The sequence below is a fragment of the Streptomyces racemochromogenes genome, assembly GCF_044129415.1.
Classification (GTDB): domain Bacteria; phylum Actinomycetota; class Actinomycetes; order Streptomycetales; family Streptomycetaceae; genus Streptomyces; species Streptomyces racemochromogenes_A.
In genome coordinates this window covers 61,531-76,680 of record NZ_JBBDHD010000008.1, presented here as the reverse complement: position 1 = coordinate 76,680, position 15,150 = coordinate 61,531, and the positions used below count along the sequence as shown (strand labels likewise).

Annotated in this window: 11 protein-coding genes; 3 read left to right on the top strand and 8 right to left on the bottom strand. The window is 75.1% G+C overall.

From position 1 onward, the window contains the following. Positions 1 to 22: 22 nt before the first annotated feature. The 8 genes from WDV06_RS05110 to WDV06_RS05075 all read right to left on the bottom strand — a co-directional run bounded on the left by WDV06_RS05110 (position 23) and on the right by WDV06_RS05075 (position 10,350). Positions 23 to 1,255 (bottom strand): ATP-grasp domain-containing protein, encoded by a 1,233-nt coding sequence (locus WDV06_RS05110; RefSeq protein ID WP_395508409.1) that lies wholly within the window; start codon positions 1,253 to 1,255, stop codon positions 23 to 25. After that, positions 1,248 to 1,949, bottom strand: a complete 702-nt coding sequence (locus tag WDV06_RS05105; RefSeq protein WP_395508408.1) for a PIG-L deacetylase family protein — start codon at positions 1,947 to 1,949, stop codon at positions 1,248 to 1,250. Before WDV06_RS05105 ends, WDV06_RS05110 begins: the two co-directional genes overlap by 8 nt. Next, positions 1,946 to 3,976 carry an NAD-dependent epimerase/dehydratase family protein gene (locus WDV06_RS05100; RefSeq protein ID WP_395508407.1) on the bottom strand — a complete coding sequence of 677 codons (2,031 nt, stop codon included), beginning with the start codon at positions 3,974 to 3,976 and terminating at the stop codon, positions 1,946 to 1,948. Before WDV06_RS05100 ends, WDV06_RS05105 begins: the two co-directional genes overlap by 4 nt. Before the next feature lie 70 nt (positions 3,977 to 4,046). Further along, entirely contained in the window at positions 4,047 to 4,796 is a 750-nt protein-coding gene (locus tag WDV06_RS05095; RefSeq protein WP_395508406.1) for a hypothetical protein, read from the bottom strand. Positions 4,797 to 4,803: 7 nt separating this feature from the next. After that, positions 4,804 to 5,838, bottom strand: a complete 1,035-nt coding sequence (gene vioC / locus WDV06_RS05090; RefSeq protein WP_395508405.1) for an arginine beta-hydroxylase, Fe(II)/alpha-ketoglutarate-dependent — start codon at positions 5,836 to 5,838, stop codon at positions 4,804 to 4,806. A gap of 96 nt (positions 5,839 to 5,934) precedes the next feature. Further along, complete coding sequence (locus WDV06_RS05085; RefSeq protein ID WP_395508404.1) at positions 5,935 to 7,779, bottom strand: amino acid adenylation domain-containing protein; 1,845 nt, start codon at positions 7,777 to 7,779, stop codon at positions 5,935 to 5,937. Next, positions 7,776 to 8,936: a capreomycidine synthase gene (gene vioD, locus WDV06_RS05080; RefSeq protein ID WP_395508403.1), complete on the bottom strand. Its 1,161-nt coding sequence runs from the start codon at positions 8,934 to 8,936 to the stop codon at positions 7,776 to 7,778. Before vioD ends, WDV06_RS05085 begins: the two co-directional genes overlap by 4 nt. A 22-nt stretch (positions 8,937 to 8,958) precedes the next feature. Next, positions 8,959 to 10,350, bottom strand: coding sequence for a KamA family radical SAM protein (locus WDV06_RS05075; protein WP_395508402.1), 1,392 nt, complete (start codon positions 10,348 to 10,350; stop codon positions 8,959 to 8,961). Between the two features lie 516 nt (positions 10,351 to 10,866). Here WDV06_RS05075 and WDV06_RS05070 point away from each other — a divergent pair. The 3 genes from WDV06_RS05070 to WDV06_RS05060 all read left to right on the top strand — a co-directional run bounded on the left by WDV06_RS05070 (position 10,867) and on the right by WDV06_RS05060 (position 15,132). After that, positions 10,867 to 11,550 (top strand): helix-turn-helix domain-containing protein, encoded by a 684-nt coding sequence (locus WDV06_RS05070; protein WP_395508401.1) that lies wholly within the window; start codon positions 10,867 to 10,869, stop codon positions 11,548 to 11,550. A gap of 70 nt (positions 11,551 to 11,620) precedes the next feature. After that, positions 11,621 to 13,354 carry a carbamoyltransferase family protein gene (locus WDV06_RS05065; protein ID WP_395508400.1) on the top strand — a complete coding sequence of 578 codons (1,734 nt, stop codon included), beginning with the start codon at positions 11,621 to 11,623 and terminating at the stop codon, positions 13,352 to 13,354. Continuing rightward, the gene (locus WDV06_RS05060; protein WP_395508399.1) at positions 13,351 to 15,132 is read left to right on the top strand and encodes a condensation domain-containing protein; all 1,782 of its coding nucleotides are present in this window, start codon (positions 13,351 to 13,353) and stop codon (positions 15,130 to 15,132) included. The genes WDV06_RS05065 and WDV06_RS05060 overlap by 4 nt, the downstream gene beginning before the upstream one ends. The last annotated feature ends 18 nt before the right edge of the window (positions 15,133 to 15,150 follow it).

The following is a 15,150-nucleotide window of genomic DNA, read 5'->3' as shown; positions in this document are numbered from 1 at the left end:
TGGGCCCGCGGTCCGGGCCCGGTCACTGCGTCCCCGCCTTGAAGCGCAGCGGCAGGGCGTTCAGGGTGCGTTCGGCGATCGCCTCGGCCCCCTGCAGGTCCTCGGCGTGGGCGATCACCCCGGCCAGGACCTCGGCCCCGCCGCGATAGGGCGGCACCACGGTGCCCGGCCGCAGGTCCAGGCCCCAGAACACGTCGTGCACCCCGGTCCGGCGGGCGACGTCCCGCGGGTCGCCGGCCCACTCGACCACCCCGCCGTCCGCCGGCAGGAACCGCTGGACCACGGCGCGGCCGTGCCGGGGCCTGAGCTCCTCCAGGTCCAGCGGCCGGCCCAGGGCGAGGCGGACCACGTTGGGCAGCGGGTCCACCCCCGTCGCCAGCCGCATCACCTCGGTGGCGATGCGGGCGCCGGTCAGCCGGCAGGTGATCTCCAGGAGGACCACCCGGCCGTCGTGGGTGCGCAGGATGTCGGTGTTGACCACCGCCGGGTCCAGGCGCAGCGCCGCGGCGCCCCGGCGTACGGTCTCGGTGACCTCCTCGATCTGCTCGGCGGTCAGCCGGCTGGGCAGGGTGTCGCCGCCCTCGAAGAAGTGCGGGGCGAACCGCTCCTTGTGGCCGTACTCCCGGTCGGCGAACCCGAAGCGGTGCAGCTCGCCGTCGGCCATGAAGGCCGCCAGCGTGTGCTCGGTGCCCTCCAGGAACTCCTCGACCACGATCCGCCCGCCGGGACTCAGCCGCAGCGCCTCCTGCGCGAGCGCGCGCACCTGATCGGCGGACTCCGCTTTCAGCACGCCCAGCGAGCCGGTCTGGTCGCTGGGCTTGAGGACCACCGGCAGCCCGATGTCCGCGGCCGCCCGCACCGCCTCGCCGACGCTCTCGGCGGTGGCGAACCGCGGCAGGTCGAGCCCGGCGGCGCGCAGGATCCGCAGCCGCCGGTCCTTGAGCGTGCAGTCCAGGGCCGTCTCCAGCGGCAGCCCCGGACAGCCGAAGCGCCGCGCCAGGGTGCTGATCACCGGCGGGTTGTCCGCGCCCAGGGAGAACACCCCGTCGATCCGGTCGATGCCGGCCGCCGACAGCTCCGCGAGCACCGCCACCGCGTCGTTCGGATCGACGGCGAGCAGGACGTCGGCGGCGGCGCGGGCCCGGTCCGTGGGCCGGTCGGTGGCCACCACCAGTTCCCGGCGGGGCGAACGCAGTTCGGTCAGGGAGTGGTCCATCCCGGAGCCCAGCCCGCAGACCAGCAGCCGGTCAGTCACGGCCGCCCCCCGCCGGACCGGCGGGTACGGCGCCCAGGGAGAGCACCTGGAACACCTCCGCGTGCCCCGACCCGGACGACACCGCCCCGCGGTAGCGGGCCAGGCCGCGGATGCCCTCGTCCCACGCGGCGTGCCGCAGCTGGGAGGCGTACGCGCGCATCGCCTCGACCTTGGTCTCGATCTGCCCGTCGATGTCCTCGGCGTACTGGAAGCGGGCCATCGGCGCCCACACCTCGTAGCCGAGCACCAGCCGCGGCGCCGGCATGGGGCGGCCGCCCGTCTCCTGGAAGAACTCCGACTGCGCCATCCACAGCGCCTCGACGGTCAGCTGGTGCACCATGCGGTGCTCGACGTCGTCGTCGTTGTCGTGCGGCAGGTACACCACCTGCGGCCGCACCTCCCGCAGGACGCGCACCAGGTCCAGGTGCACCCGGCGGGAGAGGGCGAAGTCCCGTGAGGGCTCCTCCAGGCGGACGCAGCGGTGCACGCCCAGGGCCTTGGCGGCGGCCTCCGTCTCGGCGGCGAACTCGGCGTCGCTCACCGAGTCGTCGAGGGCGCTGCGCTCCCGGCCGATGACGATGACCACCGTCACCCGGGCGCCGTCGCGCACGTGCTTGGCGATGGACCCGCCGCAGCCGATGACGTCGTCGTCGGGATGCGGCGCGACCACCAGGACGTCACTCACCCCGGTCATGCGCCCGCCTCCGGGGCTTCCCCGGCCCAGCGCGCCCACTGGCCGGTCAGCTCCGCGGCCTCGGCGAACGGGGTGCGCGCCGTGAAGCCCAGGACCCGGCGGGCCTTGCCCACGTCGGCGCGGGCCGTCGAGCGGTACAGGTCGAGTTCCCAGTCGGCCACCGGCTCACCCGCCGCCACCGTCACGGGCCCGCCCAGGCCCCGCAGCGCGCGGACCGCGTCGAAGAAGGAGCCCCAGCGCAGCTCCTCGGCGTGCCCGACGAGGAACCGCTCGCCGGCCGCCGCCGCGCTCTCGACGGCCAGCAGCACGGCCTCGGCGAGGTCGTCGACGTACACGGCGTTGCACACGCCCCCGCCGCCGTCCGCCGGAAGCTGCGCGAAGTCGCCCTCGGGACGCCGCAGCTGGGCGGTGGTCCACTGGCCGCCCCAGGGGCCGTGGACGACGCCCGGCTGGAGCACCACCGTCTCCAGGCCGTCGCCGTGGGCCTCCACGACCAGCCGCTCGGCGGCGAGCTTCTGCTGCTCGTACTCGCGGTCGGCCGGGTCACCCGGCCGCGCGGGGGAGTCCTCGGTCAAGGCGCCCGTGACGGCGGGGTCGTAGACGTCGATCGTGCTCAGGTGCACCACGCGGCGCACACCGGCGGCGCGCGCCGCCTCCAGCACGTTCGCCGTGCCCTCCACGGAGGCGGCCCAGCGGCCGGCCTCGTCGCCGGAGCTGCCGAACGCGCAGTGGATCACGGTGTCGCAGCCTTCGAACGCCGCCCGGAGTGTGCCGGCGTCCAGCAGGTCGGCCCGGTGGAACTCCAGCCGGTCCTGCGGCAGCACCGACAGCCGCGCGGCCCGTCCGAAACCGCGGACCACCGGCCGGACCCGGGCCTCGGTGCCGAGGACGAGCCGTTCGACCAGCCTGCCGCCGATGAACCCGCTCGCGCCGGTGACCGCCACCGTACGGCCGGCGAGCACCGGGCCCCCGGTGGCCGCGTCGCCGCCGCGGGTGGTCCACGGCTGCGCGGAGGCCTCGCGGGCCGGGCCGGCGTAGCACTCCTGGATCAGCTTCACCACGCGGACGCCGTCCTCGGCACCGGAGTGCGCGGGGGCCGCGCCGCGCACGGCGGCGGCGAAGTTGGCCAGCTGCTCGGTGAAGAGCAGCTCCCACTCGTCCTGGGCCGGGGCGACGGCGTCCACGTCGCCGCGGTGCAGCTCCACTCCGTCCGCGGTGACCAGGGTGCACTCCCCGGCCGGGAAGTCGGTGCCGATGGTGGCGGTCGCCCGGGTGCCGGTGACCGTGCAGCTGATCCCGAGGTCGCGCAGCCGGCTGAAGTCGCACCGCACGTCGGTGGCGCCGAAGCGCAGCTCGGCGCGGGCGTCGGTCTCCACCCCGCCGAGGGAGTTGTCCTCGTAGCGGACCACCTCGACGTCGGGGCCGAGCCACCACAGCAGGGTGTCGAAGACGTGCGAGGCGGTGTCGGTGAGCACCCCGCCGCCGGCCAGCCGCCGGTCGAACATCGACCAGGACACCGGCTCGTGGGCGTACGGGTGGCCCTCCGACCAGTCGACCCGTACCACCTCGCCGAGGTCGCCGGCGTCGATGAGCCGCTTGATCCAGGCATAGGCGGGGAACAGGCGCCGGGGGTGGGCCATGGCGAGCACCGGAGCGCCCTCGGCTGCGGCGGCCCCGGCCAGCGCCTCGGCGTCCTCGACCGAGGTGGTCATCGGCTTCTCCAGCAGGACGTGCTTGCCGGCTGCCAGCAGCTCCCGCACGATCGGGGCGTGCAGGGTGTGCGGGGCGACGACCACGGCGGCGTCGAAGGCGCCGGCGGCCTCCGCCGGATCGGTGGCGAGCACCACCCGGTCGGCGTCGGTGCCGCCCAGCTCCCGGTAGAGGGCCAGGGCGGCCTCGGTCTGGCGCGGGTCGCGGTCGACGAGCGCCGTCAGCTGGACGTCGCCCTTGAGCGGGGGCAGCGCGGGCAGGTGGCAGCCGCGGGCGGCGGCGCCGCACCCGATGATCGCGAGGCGTACGGGAGGCATGTGTGCTCCAGGGGTCGTTTCGGGAAAGGGGATGGCGCGGGGCGGGACGGGCCGTGGTCCCGCCCCGGTGTCACGGCGTGGGCGGTCCGGCGGGGTGGTGCACCCACACGTTGGGCTCGGTGTACGTGGCGTGGCCGTCCTCGCCGACGCGCAGCGGCGCCAGCGCGCCGGGCAGCAGGTGGTCCCCCGGGCCGGGCAGCGGATGGCCGAGGAACTCCTCCCAGCGGGACACGGGCTGACGGATCACCAGGGAACGCTCGGCTGCGCCCAGCAGGGCGGCGCCGAGTTCGAGATGGGTGCGCAGCCAGGGGTCGAAGCAGCGCCCGTCGGGCCGCACCCAGGCGGCGTACGCGCCGATCGGGATCAGCGGGTAGCGGTGCTTGCGGGTGGGCCGGACCGGGATGACCACCCCGCGGGGCGCGTCCTTCGCGGACCGCCGCCGCACCTCGGTCAGCAGCCGCTCGGCGTGGCCCGCGGCCCGGTGTCCGGGGTGTACGGACACCGACAGCATGCACAGGGCGTCGGGACGCTCCGGCGGGCCGTGGTCGACGGCTTCCACCAGGACCTCGTCGCTGCCGGAGGGCAGCGACGAGGCGCTGCCGTCCCAGCGGACCGGCAGCCCGTTGGCCGCCGCCACCAGGAGGCCGTCCTCGTCCACCAGGCACAGCTGGTGGGCGGGGTAGCGCTCGTACATGCCGTGCCAGCGCCAGTTCCCGGGGGACTCCCAGCCCATGAAGGCGGGCATGTTGGCGGCGATCAGGTCGTCCACGGCGGGCAGCAGCCACGGGTCGCGGGAGAGGTCGGTGAGGGTCGGGGACACCGGCGCGTCAGCCCAGCAGCCGGGTCCGGGCCGTGGCCCGCATCTCGCGCGAGCGCCGCAGGTCGGACGTCACGCACACCCGCTTCAGCCAGCGGTCGGTGCCGTCGTAGCGGGCCTGGAAGGGCAGCCGGCCGTGCACCGCGCGGTGGTTGTCGATGAACAGCACGTCGCCCTGGTCGGCGACGACCTCCCGCATCCCGGCGTCCACCACCTTGAACAGTGCGTCGTAGGCCCGCCGCGCCTCGGTGTCCTCCTCCGGCACGGAGGTGAAGTACGGGTCGAGGCGCATGTACGGGTCCCTGCGCGAGCCGTAGAGCAGCGGGCCGAGCGGCCGTTCGTCGATCATCCGCTGGATGGTGGCGAACCGGGCCGCCTCCTCCTCGGACGCGATCGTGTTGTTCTTCGGCAGGTGCGACTCGTCGGGGGCGATGTGGAAGCGCGACTCGAAGAGGATGTCGACGTCCTCGTCGGACAGCGACGACAGGTCCAGCTCGCCCACCGTCGTGGGCACGTGGTCGGGATTGCGCAGCGCGCCGAGGATCAGGTAGTCGCTGCGGTACGGGTGGAAGGCGTCCTCGGTGTGCCAGGTCAGCAGCTCCTTGCTGCCCATCCCGAGCTGGTCGTTCTCGTGCTGGCGGATCGGGAAGATGTCGTGGACGAGGTGGCCGTCCTGCTGGGTGGCCCAGCCGAAGGGCTCCCCGAGCAGCGCCGAGTACAGCATGAGCAGCAGTTCCTCGGGGAACTCCGGGCCGGGCCGGCCGCGGCCCCGCCAGTGGCCGGGGGTGGGGCCGATGCGCCGCTGGTCGAAGTCGTGCCCGCGGATCACGGTGTGGCCGTGGCGGTCGGCCAGTTTGAACTCGCGCAGGAAGTCCTGCACGCCCTCGGGCAGCCGGGCCGCGAGCCGCGGCAGGTCGCGCAGCAGGCCGGGGTCGCCGAAGGACGGGTAGGCGGCGGCCAGTTCGAGGCTCAGTTCCGCGATGGCGGAGGCCTCGGCGGCCGTCAGGGTGTAGCCGGGCGTGGACTGGTCGGTGAGGTTCGACATGCCAACTCTCGCTGAGTGGTCGGGGGATGGGTGCTGCCCGCGGACGGCCGGGGCCGGGGCCGCGGGCCCTCGGTGGTGCGGTGTCGGACGGGGTGGTCAGGTCCGGGCGGCGGCCCGGCGCTCGGCGAGCGCTCCCGTGAGCAGCCGGGGGGTCGGGGAGGCGAAGAGGGTGCTCGCCCGCAGTCCGGCGGCTGCGGGGTCCGACTCCCGCAGCCGTGCCAGCAGGCGCATGGCGAGCAGCGACTGGCCGCCGTGGTCGAAGAAGTTGTCGTCGGGGCCGAGCGCGGGCGCGCCCAGGACCTCGCGGAAGAGCGTGAGGACGGGCTCCAGCGGCTCCCGGGCGGCGTCGACGGCCCGGTCCGGGCCCGGCCCACCGGCGGCCTGTACGCCGGCGGGGGCCGAGGCGGCCCAGGCGGACAGCAGGCGCTTGTCCACCTTGCCGTGCGGGTTCTTCGGCAGGACCGCCACCCGGTACAGCACCCGCGGCACCGCCCAGTCCGGCAGCTGCGCCTCCAGGGGCGTCACGAGCGCGTCCCGGTCGAGGCCCGTCAGCCGTACGGCCTCGCCGGGCAGGGGAGCGGCCGCAGGGTCCGCGGCAACGGTGAAGGCCCACAGGGCGGTACCGGTCGCCGGGTCGGGGAAGACCACCGCCTGTTCCACCCCGGGCAGCTCGCACAGGGCGCGCTCCACCCGGGCCGGCTCCAGCCGGTGGCCACGGATCTTGACCTGGTCGTCGGCCCGGCCGAGGAAGACCAGTTGCCCGTCGGCGTCGATCCGTCCCAGGTCACCCGTGACGTACAGCCGGGCCCCGGGCTCGGCGGCGTACGGATCGGGGACGAAGCGGCGGGCCGTGGCGGCCTCGTCGTCGAGGAAGCCGCGGGCCAGGAGCGGTCCGCCGATGTGGATCTCCCCCGTCTCGCCGTCCGGCACCGGGCGGCCCTCGCGCCGGACGCTGATGAGAACGTCCCGCAGCGGGGTGCCCAGCGGAACCTCCCGCGCGTCGGCCGGCAGCAGCCCGGTGTAGAAGGTGGAGCTGACGGTGCATTCGGTCAGCCCGTAGACGTGGGCGAGGCCGGCCGGCTGCCGTGCCTGCCACGCGCGGTAGGGCCCCGGGTCCATCCGCTCGCCGCCCACCACCACCGTGCGCAGCTGCGGCGGGGTGGTCGTACCGCTCGCGGTGAGCCAGCGGGCGTACTCCAGCCAGTACTGGGTGGACAGTTCGACCACGGTGGTCCGGGTCCGGGCCAGGGTGATGTGCAGTTCCTCGGCGTCCAGGGCCCGGGTGTCGTCCCGGCACACCACGGCCGCCCCGGCGGCGAAGGCCGGGAACACCTCCTCGATCAGCACGTCGAAGCCCAGCGAGGCCACCTGCAGCCAGCGGTCGCGCGGGGTCAGCCCGAGCCGTTCGGCGACCGCCGACGTGAACCGGCCCAGGGCGTCCCGCTCGACGACCGTGCCCTTGGGCCGACCGGTGGACCCGGAGGTGAACAGCACGTACGCCACGTCGGACCCGTCGGCCGGCCGCCCGGGCCGGGGCGCCGCCGTCGCCGCGCCGCCGGCGGGGTCCTGGGCGGCCGGTACGAACGCCCCCTCGGGCGCGTGCGCTCCGTCGCCCAGCCACACCGCGGCCGCCGTGCGCTCCACCAGCGCCGCCCGGGCCGCGGGCGGCAGCCGGTCGTCGAGGACGGTGAACCCCGCCCCGGCCTTGAGCGCCGCCAGCATGCCGAGCACGGTGCGGGCGGGGTCGCCGAAGGCGAGGCCCACCAGCTTCCCGGGCCCGGCCCCGCGCGCCGTGAGGGCGGCCGCCCAGGCGTCGGTCAGCCGGTCCGCGTCCTGGTAGGACAGCACCCGGCGGGGCGTCACGAGGGCGGGGCCGGCGGCGTGCTCGCGCACCGAGCGGTCCCACAGGCCGAGGACCTCGGGTCCGGCCACGGCGGTCACCGGCCTCCCCCGCGCGAGCGCAGGAACGCCGACAGCCCCGCGAGTCCGGCCCGGAAGCCCTCCTGGGGGCCGCCGAAGCCGAGCCGGGCGCCGTGCGGCGCGCCGAAGGCCGTACCGGGCACGAGCAGGGTGCGGTGGCGGTCGAGCAGCTCCAGGCAGAAACGTTCCACCGCCTCGGGTCCCGCCGCCGCCCGCTCCAGTTCGCGGAAGACCGGCAGCGCGCACACACCGCCCTCCGGCGGGGTCCAGCGGACCAGGTCCTCGTGCTCGGCCATCCACCGCGTCAGGTGCGCGAGGTTGCCGCGCGCCTCGGCGGCCCGGGTGGCGATCAGCGCGTCGGCGTGCCGCATGGCCCGTTCCGCGATCAGCTCGACCAGCGGCGAGAGGAACAGCGTGGTCCGGTCGCGCAGCGGGAAGGTGGCGGTGATCAGCTCCGTCGGTGCGACGGCCCAGCCCACCCGCAGGCCCGGCAGGCCGAAGGTCTTGGAGAAGGTGCCGTAGGAGACCGTGGGGCCGCCGTCCGCCCCGGGGTCGTCGAGCACCTCCCAGCGGTGGGTGATCTCGGCGGTGGCGGCGTCCCAGACCAGCACCGCGCCCACCTGCGCGGCCTGCTCCTTGAGGGCCTTCAGGCCCTGCGGGGACAGGGTGGCGCCGGTGGGGTTGTGCGGGAAGTTCACGACGACGGCCGCGGTGCCGGGCGTGACCAGGGCGCTGAGCACGTCGGGGTCGATCTCCCCGTCGCGCACGGCGCCGCCCGGCAGCCGTGCCACCTCGCAGCCGGCGGCCCGGGGGTAGTGGCCCAGCGAGTGGTAGATGCCCTCCTGGACGACCACCCGGTCCCCCGGGCGCAGCAGGGCGCCCAGCGTCAGCGCGATGGCCTCGCTGGAGCCGTGGGTGACCAGCACCCGGTCGGCGTCGCCGCCGGCGTAGCGGTCGGCGATGGCCTGGCGGATGCCGGCCCCGCCCTGGGAGACGCTGTCGTCCATGACGACCGCGTCGAGGTCCGCGGCCGGGATGCCGCAGAGGTCGCGCACTTCGGCGAAGGTGTACGGATGGACCCCGCTGGAGCTGATGTCGTGGATGTCGGGGCCGAGGTGCCGGCGGTACCACTCCTCCAGCACCGGAGGGTCTTCACGCCGTGGACGGAGACTGCTCATGGCTGTGCAACTGTCCCTTCTTCTACCCCTGGCGGGTGTCCCGCCACCACCGCTGCCCGGAGAGCGGGAGCGTGTCGATGGGGTCGTAGTAGTGGTACGAGCCGCTGTGGGCGTCCGGATCCGCCGCCTCCAGCGGGGTGAGATAGCTCTTGCTCCAGTGCGACACCCCGAGCTCGCGGTCGTAGGAGTCGGCCTGGTCCACCCACCGCTTGCCGGCCATCGGCACGTCGCAGACGATGCGCGGGGTGGCGAACCCGGGCAGGTAGCCCATGATCTGACGCTGGATCACCTGTGCCCGGTGCAGCGGCACCCGCCAGTGCTCGGCGTTCGGGATCATGTCGCACATGTAGAAGTAGTACGGAGTGACGCCGGCGTGGTCGGCGAGCGCGAAGCACAGGTCCAGCAGGTCGTGCGCGCTGTCGTTGACCCCGCGCATGAGCACGCCCTGGTTGCGCACGTCGTGCAGGCCGGCGCCCAGCAGCGCCCAGGCGGCCCGCGCCACCCCGGGCGTCACCTGCTGGGCCGCGTTGGCGTGGGTGTGCAGCGCGATCCGCACGCCGCGCGAGCGGGCCGTACGCGCGAGGCGCTCCACACCCTCCAGCACCGGGCCGGAACTCCAGTGCTGCGGCAGCCCTACCAGCCCCTTGCTCGCCAGCCGGATGTCGCGGACGGATTCGATCTCCAGCAGGCCGGCCACGAACCGTTCCAGCCGCGGCCACGGCAGGTTGGCCAGGTCGCCGCCGGAGACCACCACGTCCCGGATGCCGGGGGAGGCGCGCAGGTGCTCCAGGATCCGCTCGGCCCGGTCGGCCGGCTTGAGCAGGAGCCGGTTCTTGGTGACCTGGGGGGTGGAGTTTCCCACCAGGTCCATCCGCGTGCAGTGCCCGCAGTACTGGGGGCAGGTCGAGAGCAGCTCCGCCAGCACCTTGGTGGGATAGCGGTGGGTGAGCCCCTCCACCACCCACATGTCCTGTTCGTGCAGCGAGTCCCGGCTGGCCATCGGGTGCGAGGGCCAGCGCGGGTGCCGGTCGGAGAAGACCGGCAGCATGTAGCGGCGCACCGGGTCGTCGTAGAAGGCCTTGGTCAGCTCGCCGGGGCGGGCCGCGGCCGCGTCCGGGGCCATGGTGTTGAGCATCTGGGGCGGCAGCAGCACCGACATGGTCGCCCGGTGCCGGCGGTCCTGTTCCCAGTCCTCGTAGAACTCCTCGTCGAGCAGGTCGCCGACGACGGCGCGCAGTCCTCTCGCGTCCTTGACGCAGTGGGCGCGCTGCCACTGGGGGTCCGCCCACTGGGCTTCGGTGACATCCCGCCATCCGGGGAAGCGCCGCCAGTCCGGTTCCACGAGGGGGTTGCTCCGGTACGTGTAGACGCCTTCGATCGCCGCTGATTCCGTCTGGCTGCGTGCTGTGTCCACCAACCCGCCACCCATTCCCGTCGCTTTCGGCCTTATCGCCTGACGGCAACCGATCTTGCAGAGCCCCGGAGTTGTACACGAGGGGCGGTTGTACGGGGCGCAGGGTGGGTTCGGCCCTGTACAACATCACGCCGAAGGCGGATAGTTGTACTGAGCATGGGACGGCGGGCGCCTTGTGCGGCGCGGCGTCGCGTGCCGACAAGCGGAACGCGCGGCGAACGTCTTCGGACGTCCCGCCCCCTGGTGTGGGTTAGGGCAGCCTTATTTGGACGAACCCGGCCGAATGGTGGCCGGATTCCTCGGATGGCGATTGATCGATATGCCGGGGGCATGTACCAATGTCCGAGAGGTCCCGGTGCGGCGGCCCCGGTCGCCCCGGGGGCCGGCAACCGGCCGTCACGCCGGGTGCGTCCGCCGCCCAGCAGGTTGTACGGCGCGACGAAGACCCGCGCTTCGCTCGACACCATCCACCACCAGGGGAGAAGCATGCCCAGGCCAGAGCGGTTGTTGGACCCCATGGCAGGACCGCTGGAGGAATTCGCCCACGAACTGCGCGGCTTACGCAGGCAGGCGGGCAACCCCTCGTACCGGACGATGGCGAAGCGGGCCCACTACTCCGTGGCCACCCTCGCCGAGGCGGCCCGCGGACTGCACAAACCCTCCTTGAAGGTGACCCTCGCCTACGTGGCGGCGTGCGGCGGCGATCCGGAGCCCTGGACCCGCCGCTGGAACCGCCTCAGCAGCGAACTGGCGGAGAGCGACAGACCCTCCGGAGGCCGCCCGGCATCCACCGCGGCCGGCCCGGCGGCCGCCCGGCCCGGCGCCGGACGCGGCCCCCTGCAGGGCGAACCGGCCTCCGATTCCCGGGCCGCCGCCTTCCCCCCGACCGCGCCGCCCCCGCCCGGCGCCCTGCCCCGCCAGCCCGCGCCGCCCGCGGCCGGGCCGCGCTCCGGCGGTCCCCGCCGGACCGGCAGCGGCACCCGTGCCGCCGCCTCGGCCGGCGCCGCCGCGCGCCGCCCGGCCGGGGACGCGCTGACCCCCGACGAACGGGCCGAACTGCGCCGGCTGCGCGACGAGGTCGAGGAACTCCGGCACGCCAACGAGGTGCTGAAAGCGGCCTCCGCGATCTTCGCCGCGGATCTCCGCACAAAGTCCCAGGTCGTGTACAACCCGGCGGACCGACAAGATCCGTTGCCGTGACCGGACGCCGAGCGCCCCGACAGGGCCCGAGGCGGAACCGGAGGATCCGACCGACCTTTGGGGACTGACCATGCGTGTGCTCGGAGTCAACGGCTGGCCCGGTGCCAGCCACGACGGTGCCGCCTGCCTCGTCGTGGACGGCGACGTCATCGCCCTGGCCGAGGAGGAACGCTTCACCCGCCACAAGCACGCCTACGGGGAGGCACCCCTCAACGCCGCCGCCTACTGCCTCGCCGAGGGCGGTCTCACCCTGGACGACATCGACGTGGTCGCCCACGGGTGGGACCTGCCCGCCCTCTTCGCGGACCGGGGCCTGGAGTGGTTCGGCAGCGACGCCGAGGCCCTGGAACACCTGCTGCCCAAGAAGCTGTTCCCGCGCGGCGCCGACCCCCGGCTGACCTTCGTCGGCCACCACATCGCCCACGCCGCGAGCGCCTACCACCTCTCCGGCCGCGACCGCGGCGCGATCCTCGTCCTGGACGGCCAGGGCGAGAACGAGAGCACCACCCTCGCCGTCGGCATCGACGGCGAGATCAAGAAACTGCGCGCCCACACCCCCGGCTGGTCGCTGGGCTACTTCTACGCCGCCGTCTGCGCCTACGCCGGCCTCGGCGCCGACAACGCCGGCAAGATGATGGGCCTGGCCTCCTACGGCACCCCCGGGGACCTCACCTTCGGCGGTGCCTTCGACTTCACCGACGAGGACTTCACCATCGGCGTGGTCCCGCCCGACCTGCGCTCCACGGGCAGCACCGACGAGGAGGCCGCCACCATCCGGCACTGGCTGGAGCACCTGGAGGGGGCCCTCCCCGACGGCCCCAACCGCAGCACGCGCCGCTTCGACCCGGCCACCGGCCGCTTCGCCAGGGCCACCGCCCGGGACCCCTTCGCGTACCGCGACGTCGCCGCCACGGCCCAGGCCGCCCTGGAACGCGCCGTCATGGGACTGGTCCGCGGCCTGCTCCGGGAGACCGGCGAGACCACCCTGATGATCGCCGGCGGGGTCGGGTTCAACGCCACGCTCAACGGCAAGATCATGCGGATGCCGGAGGTCCGGGACCTCTTCGTCCAGCCCCTCGCCGGCGACCAGGGCGTCTCGCTCGGCGCCGCGGTCTGGGCCGCCGCCCAGGAGGGCGACCGGATCAAGCCCATGAACGGCTCCGTGGCCTGGGGCCCGCAGTGGTCCCCGGACCGCATCCGCCACGTGCTGGAGGCCTCCGGGACGGCGTACACCGAACCCTCGGACATCGCCGCGGCCACCGCCGGGGTGCTGGCCGCCGGCGGGGTCGCCGGCTGGTTCCAGGGCCGCGCCGAGGGCGGGCCCCGGGCCCTGGGCCACCGCAGCCTGGTCGCCGTACCCGACCCCGAGTCCACCCGCGACCGGGTCAACGTCCGCATCAAGGACCGCGAGGCGTGGCGCCCCTTCGCCCCGAGCATGCAGGAGGAGGCCGCCGAAGCCCTCATCGGCACCGCCACCCCGCTGCCCTACATGATCGTCACCACCCCCGTGACCGAGGCCGGGGCCGCGGCCATGCCGGCCGTCGTCCACAGCGACCGCACCACGCGCCCGCAGACCGTCTCCCCCGCCGTCGACCCGCTCTACCACCGCCTCATCGGCGAGGTCTCCCGGCACACCGGCACCCCGGTCATCATGAACACCTCCTTCAACGGCCGTGACGAGCCGGTCGTGTGCAGCCCCGGCGACGCGCTCGCCACCTTCCACCGGCTCCCCCTGGACGCCCTCGCCCTCGGCCCCTTCCTCGTCCGCCGCCCCGCCGGATCCCTCGGGGAGGCCGGCGCGTGACCACCCCCGTACGACAGGCGTCCCCCGGCGAGCACCCCGCGGCCCCCGATCCCGCCACCGCCCCTGAGCCCCGGCCGCCGGGCGGTGGCGAGGGGCGGACCGCCGGTGACGGGCCGACGCCCGCGGAGGTGTACGACCGGCTCGCCGGCTGGCTCGCCGACGCGGTCCTGGCCCCCGACGCGGACCTCACCGCCCCGCTGCGCGACCTCGGTGTGGACTCCCTCGACCTGATCCGCACCGCCCGCCGCATCGAAGCCGGCTTCGGCGTCCAGGTGCAGCTGCGCGAGCTGTTCGGACCCGAGGTGACCGCCGCCCGCCTCGCCGAACTCGTCGCCGAGCGGGCCGCCCGGCGCGGCGGCGCCGAGGCCGCCCCGCCCGGCGCCGCCCACGGCCCCGTCGTCCTCACCCCCGCCCAGGAACACGCCTGGGAGGAGCAGACGGGCGACCGCGGCCACTGGAACCAGGCCATGCTGTTCACCACCCGGCCGGGCATCGACCCCGGGCTGTTCGCCGAGGCCGTCCGGCGGCTCGTGGCCGGCCACGCCTCGCTGCGCCTGGCCGTCGAGGAGCGCCCCGCCCGCCGGCCCCGGCAGCTGGCCGCCGCCCTCGCCACCGACGGCCCGCCGGAGGCGGCCCTCGGCACGGTCCTCGACACCGTCGACGTCAGCGAACTCGCCGACGCGGACCTGTCGGCCGCGGTCACCCTGCGGTGCGCGGTGGAGCAGCGCTCCCTGGACCCCGCCGCCGGACGCGTGGCGCGTTTCGTCCGCTTCGACGCCGGACCCCGCCGCCCCGGCCGACTGCTGGTCACCGTGCACCAGATGGCCGTCGACATGGTGTCCTGGTCCGTGCTCCTCGCCGACCTGGAGGAGGTGTACACGGCACTGGAGGCGGGCCGCCGCGACGTGTGGCCGGCCGAGGGCACCTCCTACCCGGAGTGGGCCCGGGCGCTCGCCGCCCACGCCCGCACCCCCGAGGCGGAGGAGCAGGCCGAGTGGTGGACGGAAGTGGCCCGCACCCCCGCCGGCCTCCCGCCGGACCACCCGGTGGCCGACCCGCGGGCGGTGAACACCGCCGCCACCGCCGCCACCCACCGCGAGGAGTTCCCCGAGGACCTCACCGCCCGCCTCCACACGGCGGCCCGCACCCACCGGGCCCACCCCGGCGACCTCGTCCTGCACGCCCTCGGGCAGGTCCTCGCCGAACGGCTCGGCGAGCCGGCCGTACGCCTGGACGTCCTGCGCCACGGCCGGGAGGAGACCGTGGGGGACACCCGGCTGTCGCGCACCACCGGCTGGTTCACCACCACCGTCCCGGTCCGCCTGGACTTCGCCCCCGGCACCCCCGCCGAACGCCTGGCCCGGACCGTCGGCCACCTCGCGGCCCTCCCCGGCGGCGGAGTCGGCTTCGGCGCGCTCGCCCGGCACGGCCGGCCCCGGATCGCCGCCGCCCTGCGCGCCGTCGCGCCCAGCGACGTCTCCTTCGACTTCGAGGGCGACGACGCCGACACCCTGCCCCTGGGCACCCTCCTGCCGGACATCGCCCCGGAACCGGTCGGCGACATCACCGCCGGGCACTGGACCCGCCCGCACCCGGTCGAGGTGATCGCCACCACCGACGACGGCGTCCTGCGCGTCGAGTGGTGGTACTCCACCGCCCTCCACGAGGAGGCCACCGTACGCGCGCTGGCCGGCCGCCACCGGGCCGCCCTCACCACCCTCCTCGACGCCCTGTCCGGGCCCGGTGCGCACGGCGCGCCCCAGGCCCCCACCCGCTGAACGCCCCACGGACGGACC